General features: G+C 70.2%; 16 protein-coding genes. 8 read left to right on the forward strand and 8 right to left on the reverse strand.

Translation table 11 applies throughout. The features are described 5' to 3' along the window. Window positions 1–81: 81 nt before the first annotated feature. Window positions 82–1710 (forward strand): adenylate/guanylate cyclase domain-containing protein, encoded by a 1629-nt coding sequence (locus tag NA8_RS16045; RefSeq protein WP_084466837.1) that lies wholly within the window; start codon window positions 82–84, stop codon window positions 1708–1710. Window positions 1711–1872: 162 nt separating this feature from the next. Here NA8_RS16045 and NA8_RS16050 read toward each other — a convergent pair whose 3' ends face one another. From NA8_RS16050 to mca, 5 genes are all read right to left on the reverse strand, one after another. Continuing rightward, on the reverse strand, window positions 1873–3927 hold the full coding sequence (locus NA8_RS16050; protein ID WP_063051180.1) for a thioredoxin domain-containing protein: 2055 nt from the start codon (window positions 3925–3927) through the stop codon (window positions 1873–1875). A gap of 608 nt (window positions 3928–4535) precedes the next feature. Further along, entirely contained in the window at window positions 4536–5114 is a 579-nt protein-coding gene (locus NA8_RS16055) for a TIGR03086 family metal-binding protein (protein WP_063051227.1), read from the reverse strand. A gap of 423 nt (window positions 5115–5537) precedes the next feature. Then, window positions 5538–6848: an FAD-binding oxidoreductase gene (locus NA8_RS16060; protein WP_063051181.1), complete on the reverse strand. Its 1311-nt coding sequence runs from the start codon at window positions 6846–6848 to the stop codon at window positions 5538–5540. Window positions 6849–7008: 160 nt separating this feature from the next. Then, window positions 7009–7287: a hypothetical protein gene (locus NA8_RS16065; RefSeq protein ID WP_063051182.1), complete on the reverse strand. Its 279-nt coding sequence runs from the start codon at window positions 7285–7287 to the stop codon at window positions 7009–7011. After that, the gene (mca, locus tag NA8_RS16070) at window positions 7284–8150 is read right to left on the reverse strand and encodes a mycothiol conjugate amidase Mca (RefSeq protein ID WP_157106733.1); all 867 of its coding nucleotides are present in this window, start codon (window positions 8148–8150) and stop codon (window positions 7284–7286) included. Before mca ends, NA8_RS16065 begins: the two co-directional genes overlap by 4 nt. A 120-nt stretch (window positions 8151–8270) precedes the next feature. Here mca and NA8_RS16075 point away from each other — a divergent pair, with 120 nt between their 5' ends. Together NA8_RS16075 and greA are read left to right on the forward strand one after the other, a co-directional pair. Beyond that, window positions 8271–8741: a DUF4307 domain-containing protein gene (locus tag NA8_RS16075; protein ID WP_084466838.1), complete on the forward strand. Its 471-nt coding sequence runs from the start codon at window positions 8271–8273 to the stop codon at window positions 8739–8741. Window positions 8742–9038: 297 nt separating this feature from the next. Further along, window positions 9039–9533 (forward strand): transcription elongation factor GreA, encoded by a 495-nt coding sequence (greA, locus tag NA8_RS16080; RefSeq protein WP_063051184.1) that lies wholly within the window; start codon window positions 9039–9041, stop codon window positions 9531–9533. Between the two features lie 97 nt (window positions 9534–9630). On the opposite strand, the gene NA8_RS16085 is transcribed toward greA, so the two are convergent. Beyond that, on the reverse strand, window positions 9631–10773 hold the full coding sequence (locus NA8_RS16085) for a cystathionine gamma-synthase (RefSeq protein WP_063051185.1): 1143 nt from the start codon (window positions 10771–10773) through the stop codon (window positions 9631–9633). Between the two features lie 232 nt (window positions 10774–11005). Here NA8_RS16085 and NA8_RS16090 point away from each other — a divergent pair, with 232 nt between their 5' ends. Then, window positions 11006–12181: an acyl-CoA dehydrogenase family protein gene (locus NA8_RS16090; protein ID WP_063051186.1), complete on the forward strand. Its 1176-nt coding sequence runs from the start codon at window positions 11006–11008 to the stop codon at window positions 12179–12181. Window positions 12182–12276: 95 nt separating this feature from the next. Here the strand turns inward: NA8_RS16090 and NA8_RS16095 are convergent, their stop codons facing one another. Then, on the reverse strand, window positions 12277–13305 hold the full coding sequence (locus NA8_RS16095; protein WP_245663857.1) for a mechanosensitive ion channel family protein: 1029 nt from the start codon (window positions 13303–13305) through the stop codon (window positions 12277–12279). A 238-nt stretch (window positions 13306–13543) separates the two neighbouring features. On the opposite strand from NA8_RS16095, the gene NA8_RS16100 reads away from it, so the two are divergent. Beyond that, on the forward strand, window positions 13544–15169 hold the full coding sequence (locus NA8_RS16100) for an HD domain-containing phosphohydrolase (protein ID WP_063051187.1): 1626 nt from the start codon (window positions 13544–13546) through the stop codon (window positions 15167–15169). A gap of 289 nt (window positions 15170–15458) precedes the next feature. Then, the gene (locus NA8_RS16105; RefSeq protein WP_063051229.1) at window positions 15459–15938 is read left to right on the forward strand and encodes a DUF4254 domain-containing protein; all 480 of its coding nucleotides are present in this window, start codon (window positions 15459–15461) and stop codon (window positions 15936–15938) included. A gap of 95 nt (window positions 15939–16033) precedes the next feature. Here the strand turns inward: NA8_RS16105 and NA8_RS16110 are convergent, their stop codons facing one another. Beyond that, the gene (locus tag NA8_RS16110) at window positions 16034–17422 is read right to left on the reverse strand and encodes a cystathionine beta-synthase (protein WP_063051188.1); all 1389 of its coding nucleotides are present in this window, start codon (window positions 17420–17422) and stop codon (window positions 16034–16036) included. 103 nt (window positions 17423–17525) lie between these two features. On the opposite strand from NA8_RS16110, the gene NA8_RS16115 reads away from it, so the two are divergent. After that, complete coding sequence (locus NA8_RS16115) at window positions 17526–17987, forward strand: hypothetical protein (RefSeq protein ID WP_063051189.1); 462 nt, start codon at window positions 17526–17528, stop codon at window positions 17985–17987. A 60-nt stretch (window positions 17988–18047) separates the two neighbouring features. Then, the gene (locus tag NA8_RS16120; protein ID WP_063051230.1) at window positions 18048–18899 is read left to right on the forward strand and encodes an SGNH/GDSL hydrolase family protein; all 852 of its coding nucleotides are present in this window, start codon (window positions 18048–18050) and stop codon (window positions 18897–18899) included. Window positions 18900–18929: the final 30 nt, after the last annotated feature.

The raw sequence follows: 18929 nt of genomic DNA on the forward strand, positions 1-18929 counted from the left end.
CGTCGCCGCCGCGCCCGGCATCGTCCTGCCGATCTCCGCACTCGGCACCGGCGGGCGCCGGCCATCGGGGTTGCGAACCCCATGATCGCGAAGCTCGTCGTCTGGGCGCTCAAAGCCCGGGGTGGTCTGGCCACGCTGGTCACCACGGCGAATCTCAGCGGCCTCGCGGTGATCGTCACCCAATTGTGGCTGAACGGGTTCCTCGGCAGGCTGGGCCCCGATTGGCCGCGGGCGCTGGCATTCGTCGGCATCTACCCCGCCGTCGGGTTCGTGGCCGGCATCGTGCTGGCGGTGCGCGACCGCAAGACGTACTTCGGCTGGCTCGACGCCGCGCGCAGGCCGACCGAGGTGGAGGCGCGGCGCCTGCTGCACCTGCCCGTCGCCATCACCATGCGCGCGCTCGCACTGTGGATTCCCGGCGTGATCGTGGCGACCGTGATCTTCGCGCAACTGAGCCCGCACAACGACCCGGGCGTGACGGCGGCGCTGTTCACGATCGGCGCCTTCGAGTCGGCGGCGGTCACCTTCCTGATCGTGGACCGGCTGATCCGCCCGACCATTCCGGTGGTGGCCCGAGTGCTCGGCTGGACCATGCACTGGAGTTCCTCGGTGCTGGTGCGGGTCGTGCTGACGTGGGCCGTGGCGGCGGCGCTTCCGCTGCTCATGCTGATCGTCGTACTGGCCGACCCGGCGGCGGCCGCGTCCGACCGGGTGCGCACCGCCATCTACCTGTCCGGGGTCGGCATCGGCGTCGGCGCGCTGGCCACGGCATTCCTCGCTCGCGCGGTCGCCGCGCCGATGCGCACCCTGCGTCAGGCCCTGGACCGGATCGCCCAGGGCGACCTGGAAGCCCGGGTGCCGATCGGCAGTACCAGCGAGATCGGCAGGTTGGAGCATTCGGTCAACGAGCTGGCCGCGAATCTGCGCGAGCGCGAGCGGATGCGGGAGGTGTTCGGCAGGCATGTCGGGACGGAGGTGGCCGAGCGCGCGCTCGCGGGCGGGGCGGACCTCACCGGCGACGTGCGCGAGGTGTCGGCGCTGTTCGTCGACGTGACCGGGTCGGTGGAGCTGTCCACCGGGCTGCCCCCGCAGGAATTCGTGGCCAAACTCAACCGGCTGCTCGCGATCGTCGTCGCGGCGACCGAGGAGAACAACGGCCTGGTCAACAAGTTCGAGGGCGACGCGGCCCTGTGTGTCTTCGGTGCGCCGATCGCGTTGCGCGACAACGCGACCCCGGCCCTGCGGGCGGCGCGGCGCATCCGGGACGAGGTGCTCGCCACCGGCGAACTCGACATCGGGATCGGCGTCGCGCGCGGACCGGTCTTCGCGGGCGACGTCGGCTCCGACACCCGGCTCGAGTTCACGGTGATCGGCGACGCGGTCAACGAGGCCGCCCGCCTCACCACGGCGGCCAAGGAGGTGCCGCGGCGGATCCTGGTGAGCCAGGCGGTGATCGAGGCAGGCGCGGAACACGAACGCGCCAAATGGACGTTCTACGACACCATCGTGCTACGCGGCATGAAGGAGCCGACGGTCTGCTGGACCGACATCGACAGCTCCGGCGCGCGGCCCGAGTCCACGAACACCCGCACCGATCAGCCCGAGCTGCCGCCGGACACCAATCCCGTCATCGAAATCCATACCGCCGCACCCGAGCCCGATGAGGCCAGGACACCGGGCACCGAGCTCGACGCCCCACCTCGTCGTTAGGCCCTCACTTCCTCGAAGCCGGAAGTCATCGTGTTGCAGAGTGTCGCCCTGGACCAGGGCGCGCCTGGACGGTCCCACGGACTGGCGCCGCACCTTTCGATACGCCGACCAGGCATCGATTCGCCCGCTCGGGCACGAGCCCGCTGGATCGCCTTATTGCCGCTAGTTCCGCTGGAGCGCCGCGCGGAGCTGGTCCGGAGTGGAGACCGGGAGGTCGCACACGGAGCCGCGGCAGACGTAGGCGGCGGGCGCGTCCCGGACCAGGGGCCGGTCGGCCAGGAGCGGCACGGCGTTCGGCGCGGCGGCGAGGACGACCGAGCCACCCGGGGCGGCGGAACGAGCCGCGGCGAGCAATTCGGTGGGCTGGTCGGCGGGTTCGGCGGTGGCGATGGCGACCTGCAATGGACCGCGCAGGGCCGCCTCGGCGACGGCGAGCCACTGGCCCGCCGAACGGGGCGCGCGCGCCAGCACGATCGCGCCGCGCTCGAGGGTGCGGTCGGCGAGTTCGCGGTAGCGGGCGGCTCGTTCGGGCTCGCTCGTGGCCGCGGCGGTGAGCAGCGCTTCGGCCAACGCGGAGGCGCCCGCGGGAGTGGCGCCGTCGATCGGATCACGCGGGCGGGCGACGAGAGTTTCGGCGTCGTCGGCGGTGTCGAACCAGCTGCCCGGCTGGTCCGGGTCGGCGAAGTGCTCGATCGCCAGGTCCAGCAAGCGCTGGGCGTCGTCCAGCCAGCCGAGTCCACCGGTGGCCTGGTGCAGCGCGAGCAGCCCGGTGACCAGCCAGGCGTGATCCTCCAGGATGCCGGGCGCGGCGCCCGCGACGCCGCCGAGTGAGGCGCGCCGCAGCCGCCCGTCCACCACGTGCTGCGCCAGCAGGAAGCGCGCGCACCGGACAGCGGCGGCGGTCCATTCCGGTTCGTCCAGTGCGGCCGCGGCCTCGGCGAGCGCGGTGATCGCCATTCCGTTCCACGCGGTGACCACTTTGTCGTCCCGGTCCGGCTGTGGGCGGCGGTCGCGGGCCGCGATCAACGCCGCTCGCACGCGTTCCACCCGCGCGGCGTCCTCCGCCGTGGCGGGCTCGACGTACCTGGTCGGCACCGAGGTGCCCTGTTCGAAGTTTCCGGCGGTGGTGACGCCGAAGAATCCGGCCGCCCATACCCCGTCGATCGGCCCCAGTTCGCCTGCCAGCTCAGCGGGCGTCCACACGTAGGTCGCGCCCTCGACGCCGGGTTGGCCGGGCTCCAGGTGAGTGTCGGCGTCCAGCGCGGAGGCGAAGCCGCCCTGTGCGGTTCCCAGGTCGTCGAGCAGGAACCGTACGATCTCCCGGGTCACTCGCCGCGACAACGATTCCGGAGGCGCCGGGGTGCTGCGCCGGGCCAGGTGCGCGTAGGCGCGCAGCAGCTGCGCGTTGTCGTAGAGCATCTTCTCGAAATGCGGCACGACCCATGCGGCGTCGACCGAATACCGCGCGAATCCTCCGCGCAGCTGGTCGTAGATGCCGCCGCGGGCCATCGCCTCGGCGGTGCGGGCCACCACGTCGATCACCGCGCCGTCACCGGTCCGTTCCCAGTGCCGCAGCAATCCCTCCAGCAGCGCCGACGGCGGGAATTTCGGAGCGCCGCCGAACCCGCCGTGCTCGGCGTCCTCGTCGCGCAGCACGGCGGCGACGGCGTGGGCGAGCAACTCCGGGGTGATCGTCAGGTCCGTGTCGGGCAGTCCCGCCGTCTGGTCGCGCAGCGCCGCCGCCACTTGCGCGGAGGCCTGGTTCACCTCGTCTCGCCGGGTGCGCCAGGTCTCGGTGATCGCGGTGAGCAACTCGGTGAACGACGGCATGCCGCCGCGCGGAAGCTTCGGGTAGTAGGTGCCGCAGTAGAACGGCTCGCCGTCGGGGGTCAGGAAGCAGGTCATCGGCCAGCCGCCCTGACCTGTCATCGCGACCGTGGCGTTCATGTACACCGCGTCCAGATCGGGCCGCTCCTCCCGGTCGACCTTCACGCAGACGAAGTTCTCGTTCATCTGCTCGGCCGTGGCCGGGTCCTCGAACGACTCGTGCGCCATCACGTGGCACCAGTGACAGGACGCGTACCCCACCGAGAGCAGGACGGGCACGTCCCGCTCGCGCGCTTCGGCCAGTGCCTCGGCATCCCATTCCCGCCAGTGCACCGGGTTGTCCGCATGCTGGCGCAGGTACGGGGACGTCGCCTCTCCGAGCCGGTTCATGGCTCCACCGTACGGCGCATCCCGGCGCCGTGCGGGCGGCACGGCCGGTGGTCTCGACTCGTGGTCCGGACATCCGCCGCGAACGACTACGTCACCGCTGAGGCGGCAGGCGCGCTCTCGCCACCGCGGTACGAACCCCACCCGGCCAACCGGGCGGAGAAGGCTGCGGGGCAGGACTCGCCGTGCCGAAACTCTCGGGCTTGTTGTGGGGCGACTCCGACGCGCAGGCAACGGTTGATTCCGTGTTCACTGGGTTCACTGGATTGGTCGCGGGCTCGAGCCCCGTCCGTATCGATGCGATTCCGGTAGCTCGATCGGTGAGCGTTCCACGGCAGGATCCTCGGATCCGTCGGTGCTCGATTCGCTCGGGCCGGTATTTCGTCGCCTGGAGATCTCGGGCGCCCAATGCGCCGTCCGGGAGCGGCTGAATTCGGTTCGGCCGCTCCCGCGCGAGAAATGCGAATGTCGGTTATCGGTAGGATATTCCGGCTCGGAGTCATCTCCGTTCACGCAGCCGGAACGGGTACCGGCGTCCCATGGAGAATTCCCGGCAACCGGATGGAGTGCGCAAGTCCCCTGCCGCGACGCATGGGGCTCGTTCCCGCCGGCTAGGCGGTTCGGGCAAGTACTTCTCGACCCACGTACGCCAACAACCGACGGTGTGCCGGTTCGTCTTCGGCGACAGCGACTTCGGGCCCGAAAACGCCGGGCCCGCGGAAAGTATCGATGCCTCCCATGGCTTGCATGGTGGCGAGCAGTTCGCCGCATAGCTCGTCGTCGGCGAGATCGGGCCGATCGATGGCCACCGCGATATCGACGCCGTGCACGAGGAGCTCGGTGAGATGCACCAGTGCCGCCGCGGGGCCGGGCAGTTCCCCGAGCGAGATGGCCACCGTGCCGTCCAGCGCGTCGAGCCGGTGCCAGGCGGCGCGGTCCACCTCCGCCGCCGCGGCGTAGGCGCCCTGCGGATCACCGCCGAGCCAGTCGGATTCGTGCTCGGCGCCCGCGTCCGTGCCGCTCAGCGCTGCCGCGAAGATGTGCATGCCGCCCACCGTGTGGTTGAGCACGGCGCGGACATCCCACTCCCGGCACGGCGTCGGCGCTGCCAGACCCGCTTCTCCCACGGCGGCGACGATCGCTCCGGTCGCATCCAGTGCACGGTCGATCTGTCCGATCACGTTGTCCATGAGCATCCTTCGGTCGAGCGGTTTGGCTGAATTGGTAACACAGGACGCCGACAAGTGCGCGGTAATGCGAACACCACCTTGCGCCGGGATAGTTGCCGACGGTGTGCTTGTCGGGACCGCGAACAATCCGGCTACGATCTCGTCCGGTTCGCTCGAGCGAAGTCGCGGTGCGTTTCCGGTACGCGGGAAACGGCTACTTCGGGTTCAACTTCTGCCGGATGTATTTCGGTCGCTCGACACAGCGAGCAGGCCGTCGCCGCCTTTTCTCGGACACCCCCGAACAAATTGATATACGACAATCGGCTGCCTCACCGACGCGGCGTTCCGGACGACCCGCTCCCCGAGGCGGGCTGCGACGCCGACTGGCCCTTTCGAACAGCAGAGAGCCGAGACCCGGCCGGTCTCGGCCCCGCCGCCGTCGGTCTATCCGAACACCGGGTAGTTGGCCCGGATGACGCCGTGCGGGTCCCGGGCGCGCTTGATCTCGCGCAGCCGGGTGAGCGTCTCGGAATCGAAAGCGGCCGAAGCGGTTTCACCGGGTGTGAGGAAGGTGTACGGCTTGCGGCCGCTGATCTGCCCGCGCACCGCGTCGACGAGGGCGGCGCGCCGCGCGGTGACCGCGTCGGCGAGGTGCGGCAGCCCGAGGCCGAGGCAGTAGAGCAGGTACGGCTCCGCGATCGGGCCGCGCGCGCCCCCGTCCGGCCCGGCTGTGGCCAGGGCGCCGCCCAGGTGCCGGATCTGCACGTTCGCCAGCGGCGCGACCGGCTCATCGATCAGGGTCTCGAGCACGGCGTCGCCGAGATCGGTGAGCTGCTCGGCACGCGACAGCGACGGGCTCGGGTCCGTCGGTTCGCCGGTGACCGCGCCGATATCGGCGGGCCCGAAAACGCCGCGCCGGTCGAGGATCGGGTTCCCGATGGCGTCGATCGGCGCGAGCAACGCACGCCCGCGGTCCGGATCACCGAGGTAGACGGCGTCCAGGCCGACCATGGGCGGTGCGTCCGGGATCTGCAGGCGCTGGAACCACACGCTCAGGTCCTCGGGCGCGGCGGCGGTGATCTCCTGGAAGACGTCGAAGACCTCGCGGATCCGCGCTTCGGGCCACAGCGTGCGGCCGCCGAACAGCTCCGGCGCGGGAAACAGGTCGAACTCGAGCGCCGTCACCACGGCGAAGTCGCCACCGCCGCCGCGCAGCGCCCAGCACAGGTCCGGATCGTCCTCGGCCGTGATCCGCCGCCGAGCGCCGTCGGCGTCCACCACCTCGAACGCGCGCACGGCGTCACTGGCCCAGCCGTACTTGCGGCCGAACCAGCCCATACCGCCACCGAGGGTGTAGCCGGTGACGCCGACCACCGGATTGCTGCCCGCCAGACCGGTCAAGCCGTGCCTGGCAGCGGCGGCCTGCACCCGGCCCCACGCCGCCCCGGCGCCGACGCGCGCCACCCGCCGCTCGGCATCGATCTCGATATCGTCCAACCGCCCGGTGCGCACCAGGATCGCGTCGGGCACTGCGCCGGACGCGCCGTGACCGGTCGGCTGGGTCACCACCTGCGCGCCGACACGGGCGGCGTACCGGACGACGGTCGCGATGTCGCCGGCGTCGCCGGCCCGCACCACGGCGGCCACCGGCTGGGTGACCGTCGTCGTCCACGGCCGGGCCGCGGTGTGGAAACCCTCGTCACCGGCCACCAGCACGCGACCGGGCAGCGCGGCGCGCAGTTCGTCGAATGTCATTGCTCGTCCTGACTCTCAGCGTTCGGAAGCAGACGCGAGCTACGAATGCGTGAGCCGGCCCTCCCGACAGGACGGGCCGTGGTTCGTGCCGCGACTACCTCATCGACGAAAGAGAGCGCGGAAGAGTGACAAAGAGCAGATCAGCGGGCTCAGCGCCCGGTCAACTCGATTCGGCGCGCCCTTCCGGGCCTGCGCCTTCGGTCCCTTCGGCACGACGGGTGACGCCGTGCTCGGTGCCTTCGTCGGCCTCCTGGTCCGGTTCTGGGTGTTCGGGCTCGAACGTCGCGGGCAGGCCCTTGATGTGCCGGTTCATCGAGCGGATCAGCAGAAAGGTCCCCGCGAGCAGAAGCAGGACGATGACCAGACCGAGCGGCGACGCCTTGCCGAACTCGGGGCCGGTCGGCGTCCCGGGCGTCTGGGCGAGCAGGACCAGCGTCACGACCGCTCGTCCTCGATGCCCGCGAACAGGTCGGTCTCCGGCAGCTCGGTGCGCACCCGGGTCTTGGCCAGCTCGAACTCCTCGGTCGGCCACAACCGCTGCTGCATCTCCAGCGGAACGGCGAAGAACGCGCCGTTCGGGTCGATCTGCGTCGCGTGCGCGCGCAAGGCGTCGTCGCGCTGCGGGAAGTACTTGGCGCACTCGATCTGGGTGGTGATCCGGGCGAATATGTCACCCCGCTCGGCGGCGTACTTGCGCATCCGGTCCAGCCATTCCTGCATCGGGAACGGTTCGCCGAGATGCTCGTACTCCGCGGCGAACGCTTCCATCCGCCGCATGCTGAAGCCGTGGTCGTAGTACAGCTTGAGCGGCGTCCACGGCTCCCCCGCCTCGGGGAAGCGCTCCGGATCCCCGGCCGCCTCGAACGCCGCCATCGACACCTCGTGGCAGCGGATGTGATCGGGGTGCGGGTAGCCGCCGGTCTCGTCGTAGGTGGTCATCACGTGCGGCTTGAACTCGCGCACCACGCGCACCAGGGCCTCGGTGGCCTCCTCCAGCGGAACCAGCGCGAAACTGCCTTCGGGCAGCGGCGGCATCGGGTCACCCTCGGGCAGCCCCGAGTCGACGAATCCGAGCCAGTGCTGGCGCACGCCGAGCGCGCGCGCCGCGGCGGCCATCTCTTCGCGACGGATCTCGTGAATCCGTTCCAGGACACCGGGGGTGTCCATGGCCGGGTTGAGGATGCTTCCGCGCTCTCCGCCGGTCAGCGTCACGACGAGGACGTCGTGTCCTTCGTCTGCGTAGCGGGCGGTCGTCGCGGCACCCTTGCTGGATTCGTCGTCTGGGTGGGCGTGCACCGCCATGAGGCGAAGGCCACTCACGTCTCGTTCTCCGTCGCTCTCGGTCGCGGGTGTCGGGGCTTCGTTACCTATAGTTCCATTCGACCCACATTTGTTCCGACGTACCCCCCGGGAGCGACCACCATGAGCCAGCCCGCGCCGGAGCCCGGCGGTGACGCGAAGGCCGCGGCGGCGTCACCGGGCCTGCCTCCCGCCGACCGGTACGGCACCCGGCCCCGCAAGCCGCGCCGCTGGATCGTGCCGGTGCTCGGCGTTCTGGTGGTGCTCGCCGGCCTCGGCGTGGCCTATCTCGGATACCAGAAGTACGGGCCGGAGGACATCGAGGCCGAGCAGCTCGGCTATGTCGTCGTCGACGACTCGACCATGACCATCCGGCTCAAGGTCACCCGGGCCGACCCGGAGCGGCCGGTGGTGTGTTTCGTCCGCGCGATGGCGCGCGACGGCTCCGAACTCGGCCGCCGCGAAGTGCTGATCGAACCGTCGAGCAGCGGGACGGTGGAGCTGACCACCGTCGTGCGCGCGTCCGCGCGGCCCGCGTCGGGCAGTGTGTACGCGTGCAGCGATCGGGTACCCGGCTACCTGCGAGCTGGCTGATTTCCGCGCATACACCGGCGACCTGCCTACGAAATCAACTCCGACCTGCACATTTGTGAATCATGCTAAAATGGCGTGATACACGGTTCCGGGGCTCGGAGCCGTGTTTGCTGCATTGGCGGCCAGCGCTGACGGTTCGGGCTTGCGAGCTTGCCCGCGACCAGGGCCTGTCGGGGTTCGATGAACTTCCCAGGATCGCTCTAGCCGTCGACTGGTGCATGCCCGCTTCCGGGTGGGTACACGCCAGTGCTCAGGGAATCCCGGCCTGCCGGGAACAACTACTAGGGAGTGATCGAGATGACTGAGACGCAAGTGACCTGGCTGACCCCGGAGTCGCACGACAGGCTCAAGAGCGAACTCGACGCGCTCATCGCCAACCGTCCGGTCATCGCCGCCGAGATCAACGAACGCCGGGAAGAGGGCGACCTCAAGGAGAACGGCGGGTACCACGCCGCCCGCGAGGAGCAGGGTCAGCAGGAGGCGCGCATTCGCCAGCTGCAGGAGCTGCTGAACAATGCCAAGGTCGGCGTCGCACCGACCAAGTCCGGCGTCGCGCTTCCCGGGTCGGTCGTCAAGGTCTACTACGACGGCGACGAGACGGACACCGAAACCTTCCTGATCGCCACCCGTGAGGAGGGCCTCAGCGATTCGAAGCTGGAGACCTACTCGCCGAACTCTCCGCTCGGTGGCGCGCTCATCGACGCCAAGGTGGGCGAGACCAGGGAATACACGCTGCCCAACGGCAACACGATGAAGGTCACCCTGCTCAGCGCCGAGCCCTACCACAGCTGATGCACTCGGCCGCGGCCCCGCGCCCGGCCGACACCCCCGCGGACACGAGCGGCCGCGCCCGATCATCGGGTGCGGCCGCTTCCTCATATCCGTGAACCTAGCTCAATGCCTGCTCGATGTCCGCGAGCAGGTCGCTGACATCCTCGATACCGACCGAGAGCCGCACCAGATCGGCGGGCACCTCCAGCTCGGACCCCTCGGTGGAGGCGTGCGTCATCGCGGCCGGATGCTCGATCAACGACTCGATGCCGCCCAGCGACTCGGCGAGGGTGAACACCTCGGTCCGCGAGCAGAACTTGCGCGCGGCCTCTACGTCGCCGTGCAACCGCACCGAGATCATCCCGCCGAACCGGCGCATCTGCTTGCCCGCGACGGCATGGCCGGGGTGCTCCGGCAGACCGGGGTAGATCACCTGCGAGATCGACGGATGCCGGGACAGGAAGTCGGCGAGGATTTCGGCGTTGTCACAGTGCCGGTCCATCCGCAGCGCGAGCGTCTTGATGCCGCGCAGTGTGAGGAAAGCGTCGAACGGGCCGGGGATGGCGCCCGCGCCGTTCTGCAGGAAGGCGAACGCCGCGTCGAGTTCCGGATCGTCGGTGATCAGCGCGCCGCCGATGACGTCGGAGTGGCCGCCGAGGTACTTGGTGGTGGAGTGCACCACGATGTCGGCGCCGAGCAGCAGGGGCTGCTGCAGATAGGGGGTCGCGAAGGTGTTGTCGACGACCAGCTTCGCGCCCGCCGCGTGCGCGACCTCGGCCAGTGCCGGGATGTCGCCGATGCTCAGCAGCGGGTTGGTCGGGGTTTCGATCCACACCAGCTTGGTGTTCGACCGGATCGCGGCACGCATCTCGTCGACGTTGAACACGTGCGCGGGCGAGTGCTCGATCCCCCACTGGCTGAAGACCTTGTCGATCAGCCGGAAGGTGCCGCCGTAGGCGTCGTCGGGGATCACGATGTGATCGCCCGGACGCAGCGTGGCGCGCAGCGCGCAGTCGGTCGCGGCCATGCCGGAGGCGAAGGCCCGGCCGTAGCGGCCCGATTCCAGCGCGGCGAGGTTCGCCTCCAGCACCGACCGGGTGGGGTTGCCGGTGCGGGCGTACTCGAAACCGCCGCGCAGACCGCCCACGCCGTCCTGGGCGAACGTCGAACTCGCGTAGATGGGCACATTCACCGCGCCGGTCTGCGGATCGGGTTCATACCCGGCGTGCACGGCCCGTGTGGAGAATCCCAGCTCGCTCATGAGGGTCAGCCTAATCGGGGCGATCCCTGGGCAACTTCCAGGTGTGCGCATATCTCGGCCGCGCCTGCGGCAGAATCGGGCAAATCTCCACAACGGCGTCGACGCAGCGGGATCCTGCCCCGCGGGTCCGGTCGATTTCCGCGACCTGCGGAGTTGCGTCGGAAATCTTTCGCCCGAGAGCAGGGGGCGTGAGCTCGGTCTCACCGGACCGGCCCCCATTTAGGCTGACTCCATGGTCACTGTGGAAGAACTGTTCGCTACCGACGCACTGCTGTCCGAGGACGAACGCGAGATCCGGGACACCGTCGCGGCCTTCGCGGCCCGGCGGCTGCGACCGCACATCGCGGACTGGTTCGAGGCGGGCACCTTCCCGGCCCGCGAGCTGGCCCCGGAGCTGGGCGAGCTGGGACTGCTCGGCATGCATCTGGAGGGATACGGCTGCGCGGGCATGTCGGCGACCACCTACGGCCTGGCCTGCCAGGAGCTGGAGGCGGTTGACTCGGGTGTCCGCAGCATGGTCTCGGTCCAGGGTTCGCTGGCGATGACCGCGATTCACGAATTCGGCTCGGAGGAACAGAAGCAGCAATGGCTGCCGGAACTGGCCGCGGGCCGGGCGATCGGCTGCTTCGGGCTCACCGAACCCGACTTCGGCTCGAACCCTGGCGGCATGCGCACCCGGGCGAAGCGCGACGGCGCGGACTGGGTGTTGAACGGCGCGAAGATGTGGATCACCAACGGGTCGGTGAGCGATGTCGCGGTGGTCTGGGCGCAGACCGAAGACGAGGGCAGGCAGGTGATCCGCGGGTTCCTGGTGCCCGCGGGGACGCCCGGGTTCACAGCGCGGGAGATGCACCGCAAACTGTCGCTGCGCGCGTCGGTCACCGCGGAACTGGACTTCGACGACGTGCGCTTGCCCGCCGACGCGGTGCTGCCCGGATCGCGGGGGCTGGCCTCGCCGCTGGCATGCCTGAGCGAGGCGCGCTTCGGCATCGTCTTCGGCGCGCTCGGCGCGGCACGCGAGTGCCTGGCGTCCACCATCGAGTACGCCAGGACCCGCGAGGTGTTCGACAAGCCGCTGGCCGCCTACCAGCTCACCCAGGCCAAGCTGGCCGACATGGCGCTGGAGTTCGGCAAGGGACAGCTGCTCGCGCTGCACATCGGGCGGCTGAAGGACCGCGGCGTGGCGACACCGGAGCAGGTGAGCGCGGGCAAGCTGAACAGCACGCGCGAGGCCATCGCCATCGCCCGCGAGTGCCGCACCATCCTCGGCGCCAACGGCATCACGCTCGACTACCCCGTGCTCCGCCATGCGAACAATCTGGAGTCGGTGCTCACCTACGAGGGCACCGCGGAGGTGCATCAGCTGGTGCTCGGCCGGGCCCTGACCGACGCGAATGCCTTCCGCTGAAAGCTATTTCACAGGGATATTCGCCGAATCGCGTTCAAATAGCAGAGCGGCCGAGAGATGAGTTCGAGACCGAAGAAAACTGAAAAATTGCTGGTCTAACGGAAATCGTCCTCGTCGGGGAAGTCGAAGTACTCGCGCGCTGACGGGTGGGCGCCGCCGGACCTCGTCCCATCGCCCCGGTGCTGTCCCCGAGTTCGCGCACCGTGCTGGTGCCGTTGCCGCCCTGGACCGTCCTGCCACGGCACGCTCTCCCCGCGGTCGGTCCACCGGTCCCACTGCCATTCCGCACCGGAGTCCGGCCGCTCTTCCCACTGCTGCCCCCGCGCCGCCTGCTGATCCATCCACAGCTGCTCACGAGCCGCGTCCGAGCGGCCGCGCTGGTAGGCCGCGGCCCGTCCGCGGACCGCGGGCATCTCCTCCTCCAGCTCGCCGAGCCAGTTCTCCCAGCGTTGCTGCATCGGGCGGACCATGCCGCCGCCGAGGCCGACCACCAGGATGCCGCCGATGGTGGCGAGCACCGTGATGAGGATCGGCAGCGTGACGGAGGTGGCCACGCCGATCTGGTTCAGCGCCGCCACGATGCCGATACCCCACACGAACACCGCCGCGACCCGGCCGAGCATCGGGCCGTAGGACAGGCCGCCGAGCAGGCTGCCGACCATCTCGCGCGTCGCGTGGGCGACCGCGCCCGCGACGACCAGGATGACTATCGCGACGCCCGCCTTGGGCAGCCAGGCGACGATGCCGTCGATCGTGTCGCTCACCGGATTGGACCCGAAGACCCCGAAGCCCAGTTGCAGGGCGAGCAACAGGATCGCGTAGTACGCCAGTTTCGCCAGCAGATCGCGGGCGTCGTAGCGACTGCGCGACAGCAGCTGCCGGATCCCGCCGCGCTCGACGAGGCGATCGAAACCGACCCGCTCCAGCACCTTCCCCATGATCGTGGCGACCGCTTTGGCGGCCAGCCAGCCGATGAGCAGGATGAGCAGGAACCCGGCGAGTTGGGGCACGAACCTCGCCACGGAACTCCACGCGTCGGACAATCCCTGCTGGTAATCGATAGCCGAACTGGAGGTGCGCATTACCTGCCCTTCGCTATCCGTCGACAACATGACGTTTGCCACGATGACATATTGCCCGGTTATACCTCTCAGACTTCACTCGGCAACGCGATTTGCGAAGAAGTTGCCAAAATCTGATGAATGAGACAGGACCACTGAAATAGGCCCCTCCGGGCCGAACGGCCGTCCAGCGGGCTATCCGGCGCGGGCTCGATCCCGTGATGCGAGCCGGGCGCGGATTACGGTCCGGGAGAACCGAATTGGTCCTGCGCGCGCCGCGAACGGACACTACTGTCGGTGCATGTCGTCGATCCGCGCCGCCGAGGTCCTCGCGGCACTGTCGCTGACCACCGATCTCGCCACCGGGATGCCGTTGGAAAAGGGGCTGGCCACCTGCCTGGTAGCCACCCACCTCGCCGAGCGGATCGGGCTGGCGGACGCCGAGCGCCACGCCGTCTTCCTCGCCGCACTGCTGGCCGCCCTCGGATGTACCGGCCGCGCCTCGGAGAATGCGGAGTCGTATGCCGACGACATCGCCTTCCAACGCGCGTGCCATGTGCTCGACCCCGGTGATTCCACCGTCTTCACCGCGCAGCTGCGCCGATTCGGCCACTGGTCGCCCGCCGCCCAATCCGCGCTGCGCAATCGGTTCGTCGCGCAGGTGCAGGCCGGCGCCCCGCGGGCCCTGCGTTCGTCGAGCGAGCTGGTCCGGGCGCTCGGATCGCGACTGGGCCTGCCGGATGCCGCCGTTCGCGCGCTGACCGAGGTGGAGGAACGCTGGGACGGACTCGGTGCGCCGGACCGGCTGCGCGGGGAGGCCATCTCGCTCGCCGGACGGATCCTGCACGTGGCCGAACAGGCAGTGCTCGCGCTGGAGGGGGTCGGCGAGGAACCCGCGACCGCCCTGCCGGTGGGCGGCAACTTCCCGCGCCGAGGAACCGAGCATCGGGGGGGTGGGTTCGGGCACGACCCCGCGCTGGGCGCGGTGGCGAGCCGGCCGGGCGTCGTACTCGGCGAGTTGCGGCGACGAGCCGGTGGGCACCTCGACCCCGACCTGGTGGCCGTCTGTGACGCGGATGCCATCCGCGCGGTGCTCGACGTCCCCGACCTGCTCGCCGCCGTCCTCGCCGCGGAACCAGGGGCGCAGGCCACGCTCCCGTCCGCCAAACTCGACCGGCCCGGCCTCGCGCTGGCCATGGTCGTCGACCTGAAAGGCCGTTACCTGCTTGGGCATTCGGCGCACGTGGCCGGACTGGCCGATGCCGCGGCCGGCCGGATGGGCGTGCCCGCCGACGACCGGGCGGTACTGCGCGCCGCCGCCCTGCTGCACGATCTCGGCCGGGCCGCGGTGTCCAGCACGGTCTGGGACCGCGGCGGCCCGCTCGGACCGCAGGACTGGAAACGCGTACGGCTGCGCGGTTATTGGACCGAACGCATCCTGCGCCGCTGCCCCGGGCTGGCGGATCTGGCCGAACTCACCGCAGGGCACGACGAACGACTCGACGGCAGCGGCTATCCCCCCGGTGCGCGGGATGCTTCGCCGGGGGCCCGATTACTCGCGGCCGCGAACATCTTCGCGGCCTGCACCGAAGCGCGACCCTATCGTCCGGCCGCTCGTCCCGAGGAAGCCGCGGCGCACCTCGGCGCCGAAGTCGCCGCGGGGCGCCTCGACGGTGACGCCTGCACCGCCGTGATCGCGGCCGCCGCGGAGCGCCCCGGCCCCGGCGGCCACGGCCTCTCCGCCACCGAGATCGACGTCCTGCGCCTGTCGGCTCGCGGCCGCTGTGGCCGGGAGATTGCCGCCGAACTGCTCCTCCCCGAACGCACCGTCACCCACCACCTCACCGAATTGCGCACCAAGACCGGCCACCGCACCCGGGCGGGCGCCGCGGTCTTCGCCATGTCCCACCACCTCTTGCCCGGTTGATCCGGTTCGCCCCGCGGAATCACGTTCGCGCACAGGGCTCGAGATGCGCGACTCGTGCGAGGCCGGCCTCACACGAGTCGCGGGCGGGATGGGTAGAGGATTGTTACCTCTTGTCATTCAGGTGCCATATGGGTGTCACCGTCAGGCCAAGGGAAATGCGGATGATATTGGGGGACCCGGGCATTGGGGCGATGCCTCCACCGCCACACCATCGGAGGTGCGAAGATGCACACGTTGACGATCGACCCTCGCGCACCGTGGTCGGTTCCGGATGTACTGGGAGCCTGCCATGTTCGTGCGTGACCATCTGCCGCGGCGCTCCCACGGCGTCGCCCGCCGACTGCCGGATCAGCGCGAATTGGTGGCTGCCTTCGGCGGTCGACCGAGTGATCCTGCGGACGACCATCCCCTGCTCGGCTGGGCCGCGACACTGGCCGCGCTGCACCGCAGGCGCCACCGCGATCCGCTGGCCGCAGCCGGAATAGATTGCCGCCGAGCGGAATTGGTCGCGGCCATCGACGCGTGGGTGGTCGACCAGCTGCCCAGGAAGCGGTCGACAGATCATCTGCGCGCCGAATCCGTAGGCGCCACGGTCGACCGCATGGCCGCCGCGCACGTCCACGCCAGCCACCTGTTGCACACCGCCGAGAAGGTGTCCGACGCGCGGGTGCACGCCGCCTGGTACCGGCTGGCCCTGCTGGCCGACGAATGGACCGACCTGATCACCGGCGGCGTGCGCGAAACGGTGCGCGGCAGGAGACCGGCGTAGGCCGACAGCCGAGAGGCGCCCTACTCGCCGCACTGCCCTGTGCGGTACGGCGAGTCGGCGCTAGAGCATCGCTGTCCGGATCGGTCGGTGTCCGCCTACCGGCCCAGGCTGCCCGTGCTGAGGAAGCCGAGCAGGTCGTGGCGGGTGATCACGCCGACGGGCTTGCCGTCTTCGACGACCATGAGCGCGTCGGTATCCGAGAGCGCCTTCGTCGCGGCGGAGATGGGCTCGCCCGAACCGATCAGCGGGAACGAGGGGCTCATGTGCTGAGCCACCGAATCGGTCAGGTGGGCCCGGCCCTCGAAGACCGCCGAGAGCAGATCGCGTTCGGACACGCTGCCCGCGACCTCGCCCGCCATGACCGGCGGCTCGGCGCCGACCACGGGCATCTGGGACACGCCGTACTCGCGCAGGATCTCGATCGCGTCGCGCAGCGTCTCCGACGGGTGGGTGTGCACCAGGTCCGGCAGCGCGCCGGACTTGCCCCGCAGCACGTCACCCACGAGTGGTTCGGCGGTGCCGTCCAGCCGCTCGCGGAGGAAGCCGTAGGAACTCATCCACTCGTCGTTGAAGATCTTCGACAGGTAGCCGCGGCCGCCGTCGGGCAGCAGCACCACGACCACCGCGTCCGGATCGCGTCGCGCCACCTCGACGGCGGCGACGACCGCCATGCCGCAGGAACCACCGACCAGCAGGCCCTCCTCGCGGGCCAGCCTGCGGGTCATGTCGAAGGAGTCCGCGTCGGAGACCGCGATGATCTCGTCCGGCACGGCGGGGTCATAGGCCGACGGCCAGAAGTCCTCGCCGACGCCCTCGACCAGGTACGGCCGCCCCGTGCCGCCGGAGTACACCGAGCCCTCGGGGTCGGCGCCGATGATCTGGACCTTCCCGCCGGAGACCTCCTTGAGGTAGCGGCCGGTGCCGGTGATGGTGCCGCCGGTGCCGACACCCGCCACGAAGTGGGTGACCTTGCCGTCGGTGTCGCGCCAGATCTCCGGGCCGGTGGTCTCGTAGTGGCTGGCCGGACCGCCGGGGTTGGAGTACTGGTCGGGCTTCCACGCGCCGTCGATCTCGCGGACCAGGCGGTCGGAGACGCTGTAGTAGCTGTTCGGGTGGTCCGGCGGCACCGCGGTCGGGCAGACCACGACCTCGGCGCCGTAAGCGCGCAGCACGTTGCGCTTGTCCTCGCTCACCTTGTCGGGGCAGACGAACACGCAGTTGTAGCCGCGCTGCTGCGCGACCAGGGCGAGGCCGACGCCGGTGTTGCCGGAGGTGGGCTCGACGATGGTGCCGCCCGGCCGCAGCTTCCCGGACTGCTCGGCGGCGTCGATCATCTTCACCGCGATCCGGTCCTTCGAACTGCCGCCCGGGTTCAAGTATTCGATCTTGGCCGCGACCAGCCCCGCGTTCGGTCCCACGACCGAGTTCAACCGGACCAGCGGCGTGTTGCCGATGAGATCCACGACATGATCCGCGATGCGCATGGCCCCCATAGTTGCAGACGCACTAACTGTGAGTTCGCGCACGCCGCGCGCAGCGGCCTCGGAGTGCGCGCGAACCGGCGCCCGCAGCCTTAGGATCGCTGCCATGAGGCAGCCGAACATCACCCGCGCCGCAACGCTTCTGGCCGGATCGGCGCTGGCTCTAGTGGTCGGATCGGGCGCGCAGGCGGAGGCGGCGACCGTCGAATTCCCGCAGGTGCCGACGCTCGCGCGCGGCGGTCTGTGCTGGACCAGCATCCGCACCTGGGCCGACACCGGTCCCGAATGGCCGGGGCGCGCCATCCTCAATGTCCGCGCGCTCCCCGTCAACGGTATCGGGCCCGGTATCTACCCGCTGGCGCCGCTGTGCGAGGTCCGCACCACCGTCGCGTGGCGCAATGTCACCACCGGGGCGACGGGCAGCTACGACAACGTCGTGGTCACCGGCATCTACGGCAGCATCCAGTACGCGCTGTTCCAGGACACCGGCCCCGGCCTCGTCGAGGTCACCGTCTCCACCGACGCGGCGAGCATCCCCGCTCGCGGCAGCTTCGTCGTACCGGGCTGACCTCGTTTTCGTAAAATTCCTGGCGTGAGCGCACCTCAGTTCCGCTGGCGCACCGCGGCGATGACCGGAGCCGCGGCCCTGCTCGCCGGTTCGGGCGCGGGGACGGCGTGGTGGGCGACCTATCGCCTGCTCATGGCGCAGGCGGGCGTCGCGCGCGGCATGATCGGCCGAGACACCTCCAAGCCGCCGGAAGCCGACGGCATCTACACCGCGGGCTGCGCGGCGCCGGAGCCGTGGCGGGCGGGCAAGCACGCCGACCTGCATCTGATGATCTTCGGCGACTCCACCGCGGCGGGACTCGGCTGCACGGTGGCCGACGAGGTGCCGGGCGTTCGCCTGGCCCGCGGACTCGCCGAGGCGACCGGGCGGCGGATCCGTCTGAGCACCAAAGCGATCTCCGGGGCCACCTCCAAGGGCTTGGCCGGTCAGGTGGACGCGATGTTCGTCGCAGGGCCGCCGCCGGATGCCGCGGTCATCCTCGTCGGCGCCAACGACGTGACCAAGAAGCACTCGATCCGGGCCTCCGCGCGCAGACTGGCCGCGGCGGTCGCCCGGTTGCGCCGCGCCGACGCGGTGGTGGTGGTCGCCACCTGCCCGAACTTGGGCATCGTGACCGCCATCCCGCAGCCGCTGCGCACCGTCGTGCAGAACTGGAGCACGCGGCTGGCCAAGGCGCAGCACGTGGCGACGACGGTGGCGGGCGGGCACCCGGTGCGGATGGGCTACCTGCTCGCGCCCGAGTTCCGCGCCGCGCCCGAGCTCCTGTTCTCCGCCGACGGATTCCACCCGTCGGCCGCGGGCTACGAACTGGCCGCGGCGAAATTGCTGCCGGTGCTGCTGGACGCACTGGCCGGGACGCACGCTTCCGGTACTCGGCGACGGGACGTAGATTCGGTAAGAACCCACGAGTAACAAAAGGGTTCGCCAGAACCGTTCGACCCA

It is taken from the genome of Nocardia arthritidis NBRC 100137, assembly GCF_001612765.1.
Taxonomy (GTDB): Bacteria; Actinomycetota; Actinomycetes; order Mycobacteriales; family Mycobacteriaceae; genus Nocardia; species Nocardia arthritidis.

Bases quoted from the DNA above. Each gene is read 5' to 3' on its own strand.
- NA8_RS16045 (WP_084466837.1), top strand. From the start codon at position 82: ATGATCGCGAAGCTCGTCGTCTGGGCGCTCAAAGCCCGGGGTGGTCTG.
- NA8_RS16050 (WP_063051180.1), bottom strand. From the start codon at position 3,927: ATGAACCGGCTCGGAGAGGCGACGTCCCCGTACCTGCGCCAGCATGCG.
- NA8_RS16055 (WP_063051227.1), bottom strand. From the start codon at position 5,114: ATGGACAACGTGATCGGACAGATCGACCGTGCACTGGATGCGACCGGA.
- NA8_RS16060 (WP_063051181.1), bottom strand. From the start codon at position 6,848: ATGACATTCGACGAACTGCGCGCCGCGCTGCCCGGTCGCGTGCTGGTG.
- mca (WP_157106733.1), bottom strand. From the start codon at position 8,150: ATGGCGGTGCACGCCCACCCAGACGACGAATCCAGCAAGGGTGCCGCG.
- NA8_RS16075 (WP_084466838.1), top strand. From the start codon at position 8,271: ATGAGCCAGCCCGCGCCGGAGCCCGGCGGTGACGCGAAGGCCGCGGCG.
- greA (WP_063051184.1), top strand. From the start codon at position 9,039: ATGACTGAGACGCAAGTGACCTGGCTGACCCCGGAGTCGCACGACAGG.
- NA8_RS16085 (WP_063051185.1), bottom strand. From the start codon at position 10,773: ATGAGCGAGCTGGGATTCTCCACACGGGCCGTGCACGCCGGGTATGAA.
- NA8_RS16090 (WP_063051186.1), top strand. From the start codon at position 11,006: ATGGTCACTGTGGAAGAACTGTTCGCTACCGACGCACTGCTGTCCGAG.
- NA8_RS16100 (WP_063051187.1), top strand. From the start codon at position 13,544: ATGTCGTCGATCCGCGCCGCCGAGGTCCTCGCGGCACTGTCGCTGACC.
- NA8_RS16105 (WP_063051229.1), top strand. From the start codon at position 15,459: ATGTTCGTGCGTGACCATCTGCCGCGGCGCTCCCACGGCGTCGCCCGC.
- NA8_RS16110 (WP_063051188.1), bottom strand. From the start codon at position 17,422: ATGCGCATCGCGGATCATGTCGTGGATCTCATCGGCAACACGCCGCTG.
- NA8_RS16115 (WP_063051189.1), top strand. From the start codon at position 17,526: ATGAGGCAGCCGAACATCACCCGCGCCGCAACGCTTCTGGCCGGATCG.
- NA8_RS16120 (WP_063051230.1), top strand. From the start codon at position 18,048: ATGACCGGAGCCGCGGCCCTGCTCGCCGGTTCGGGCGCGGGGACGGCG.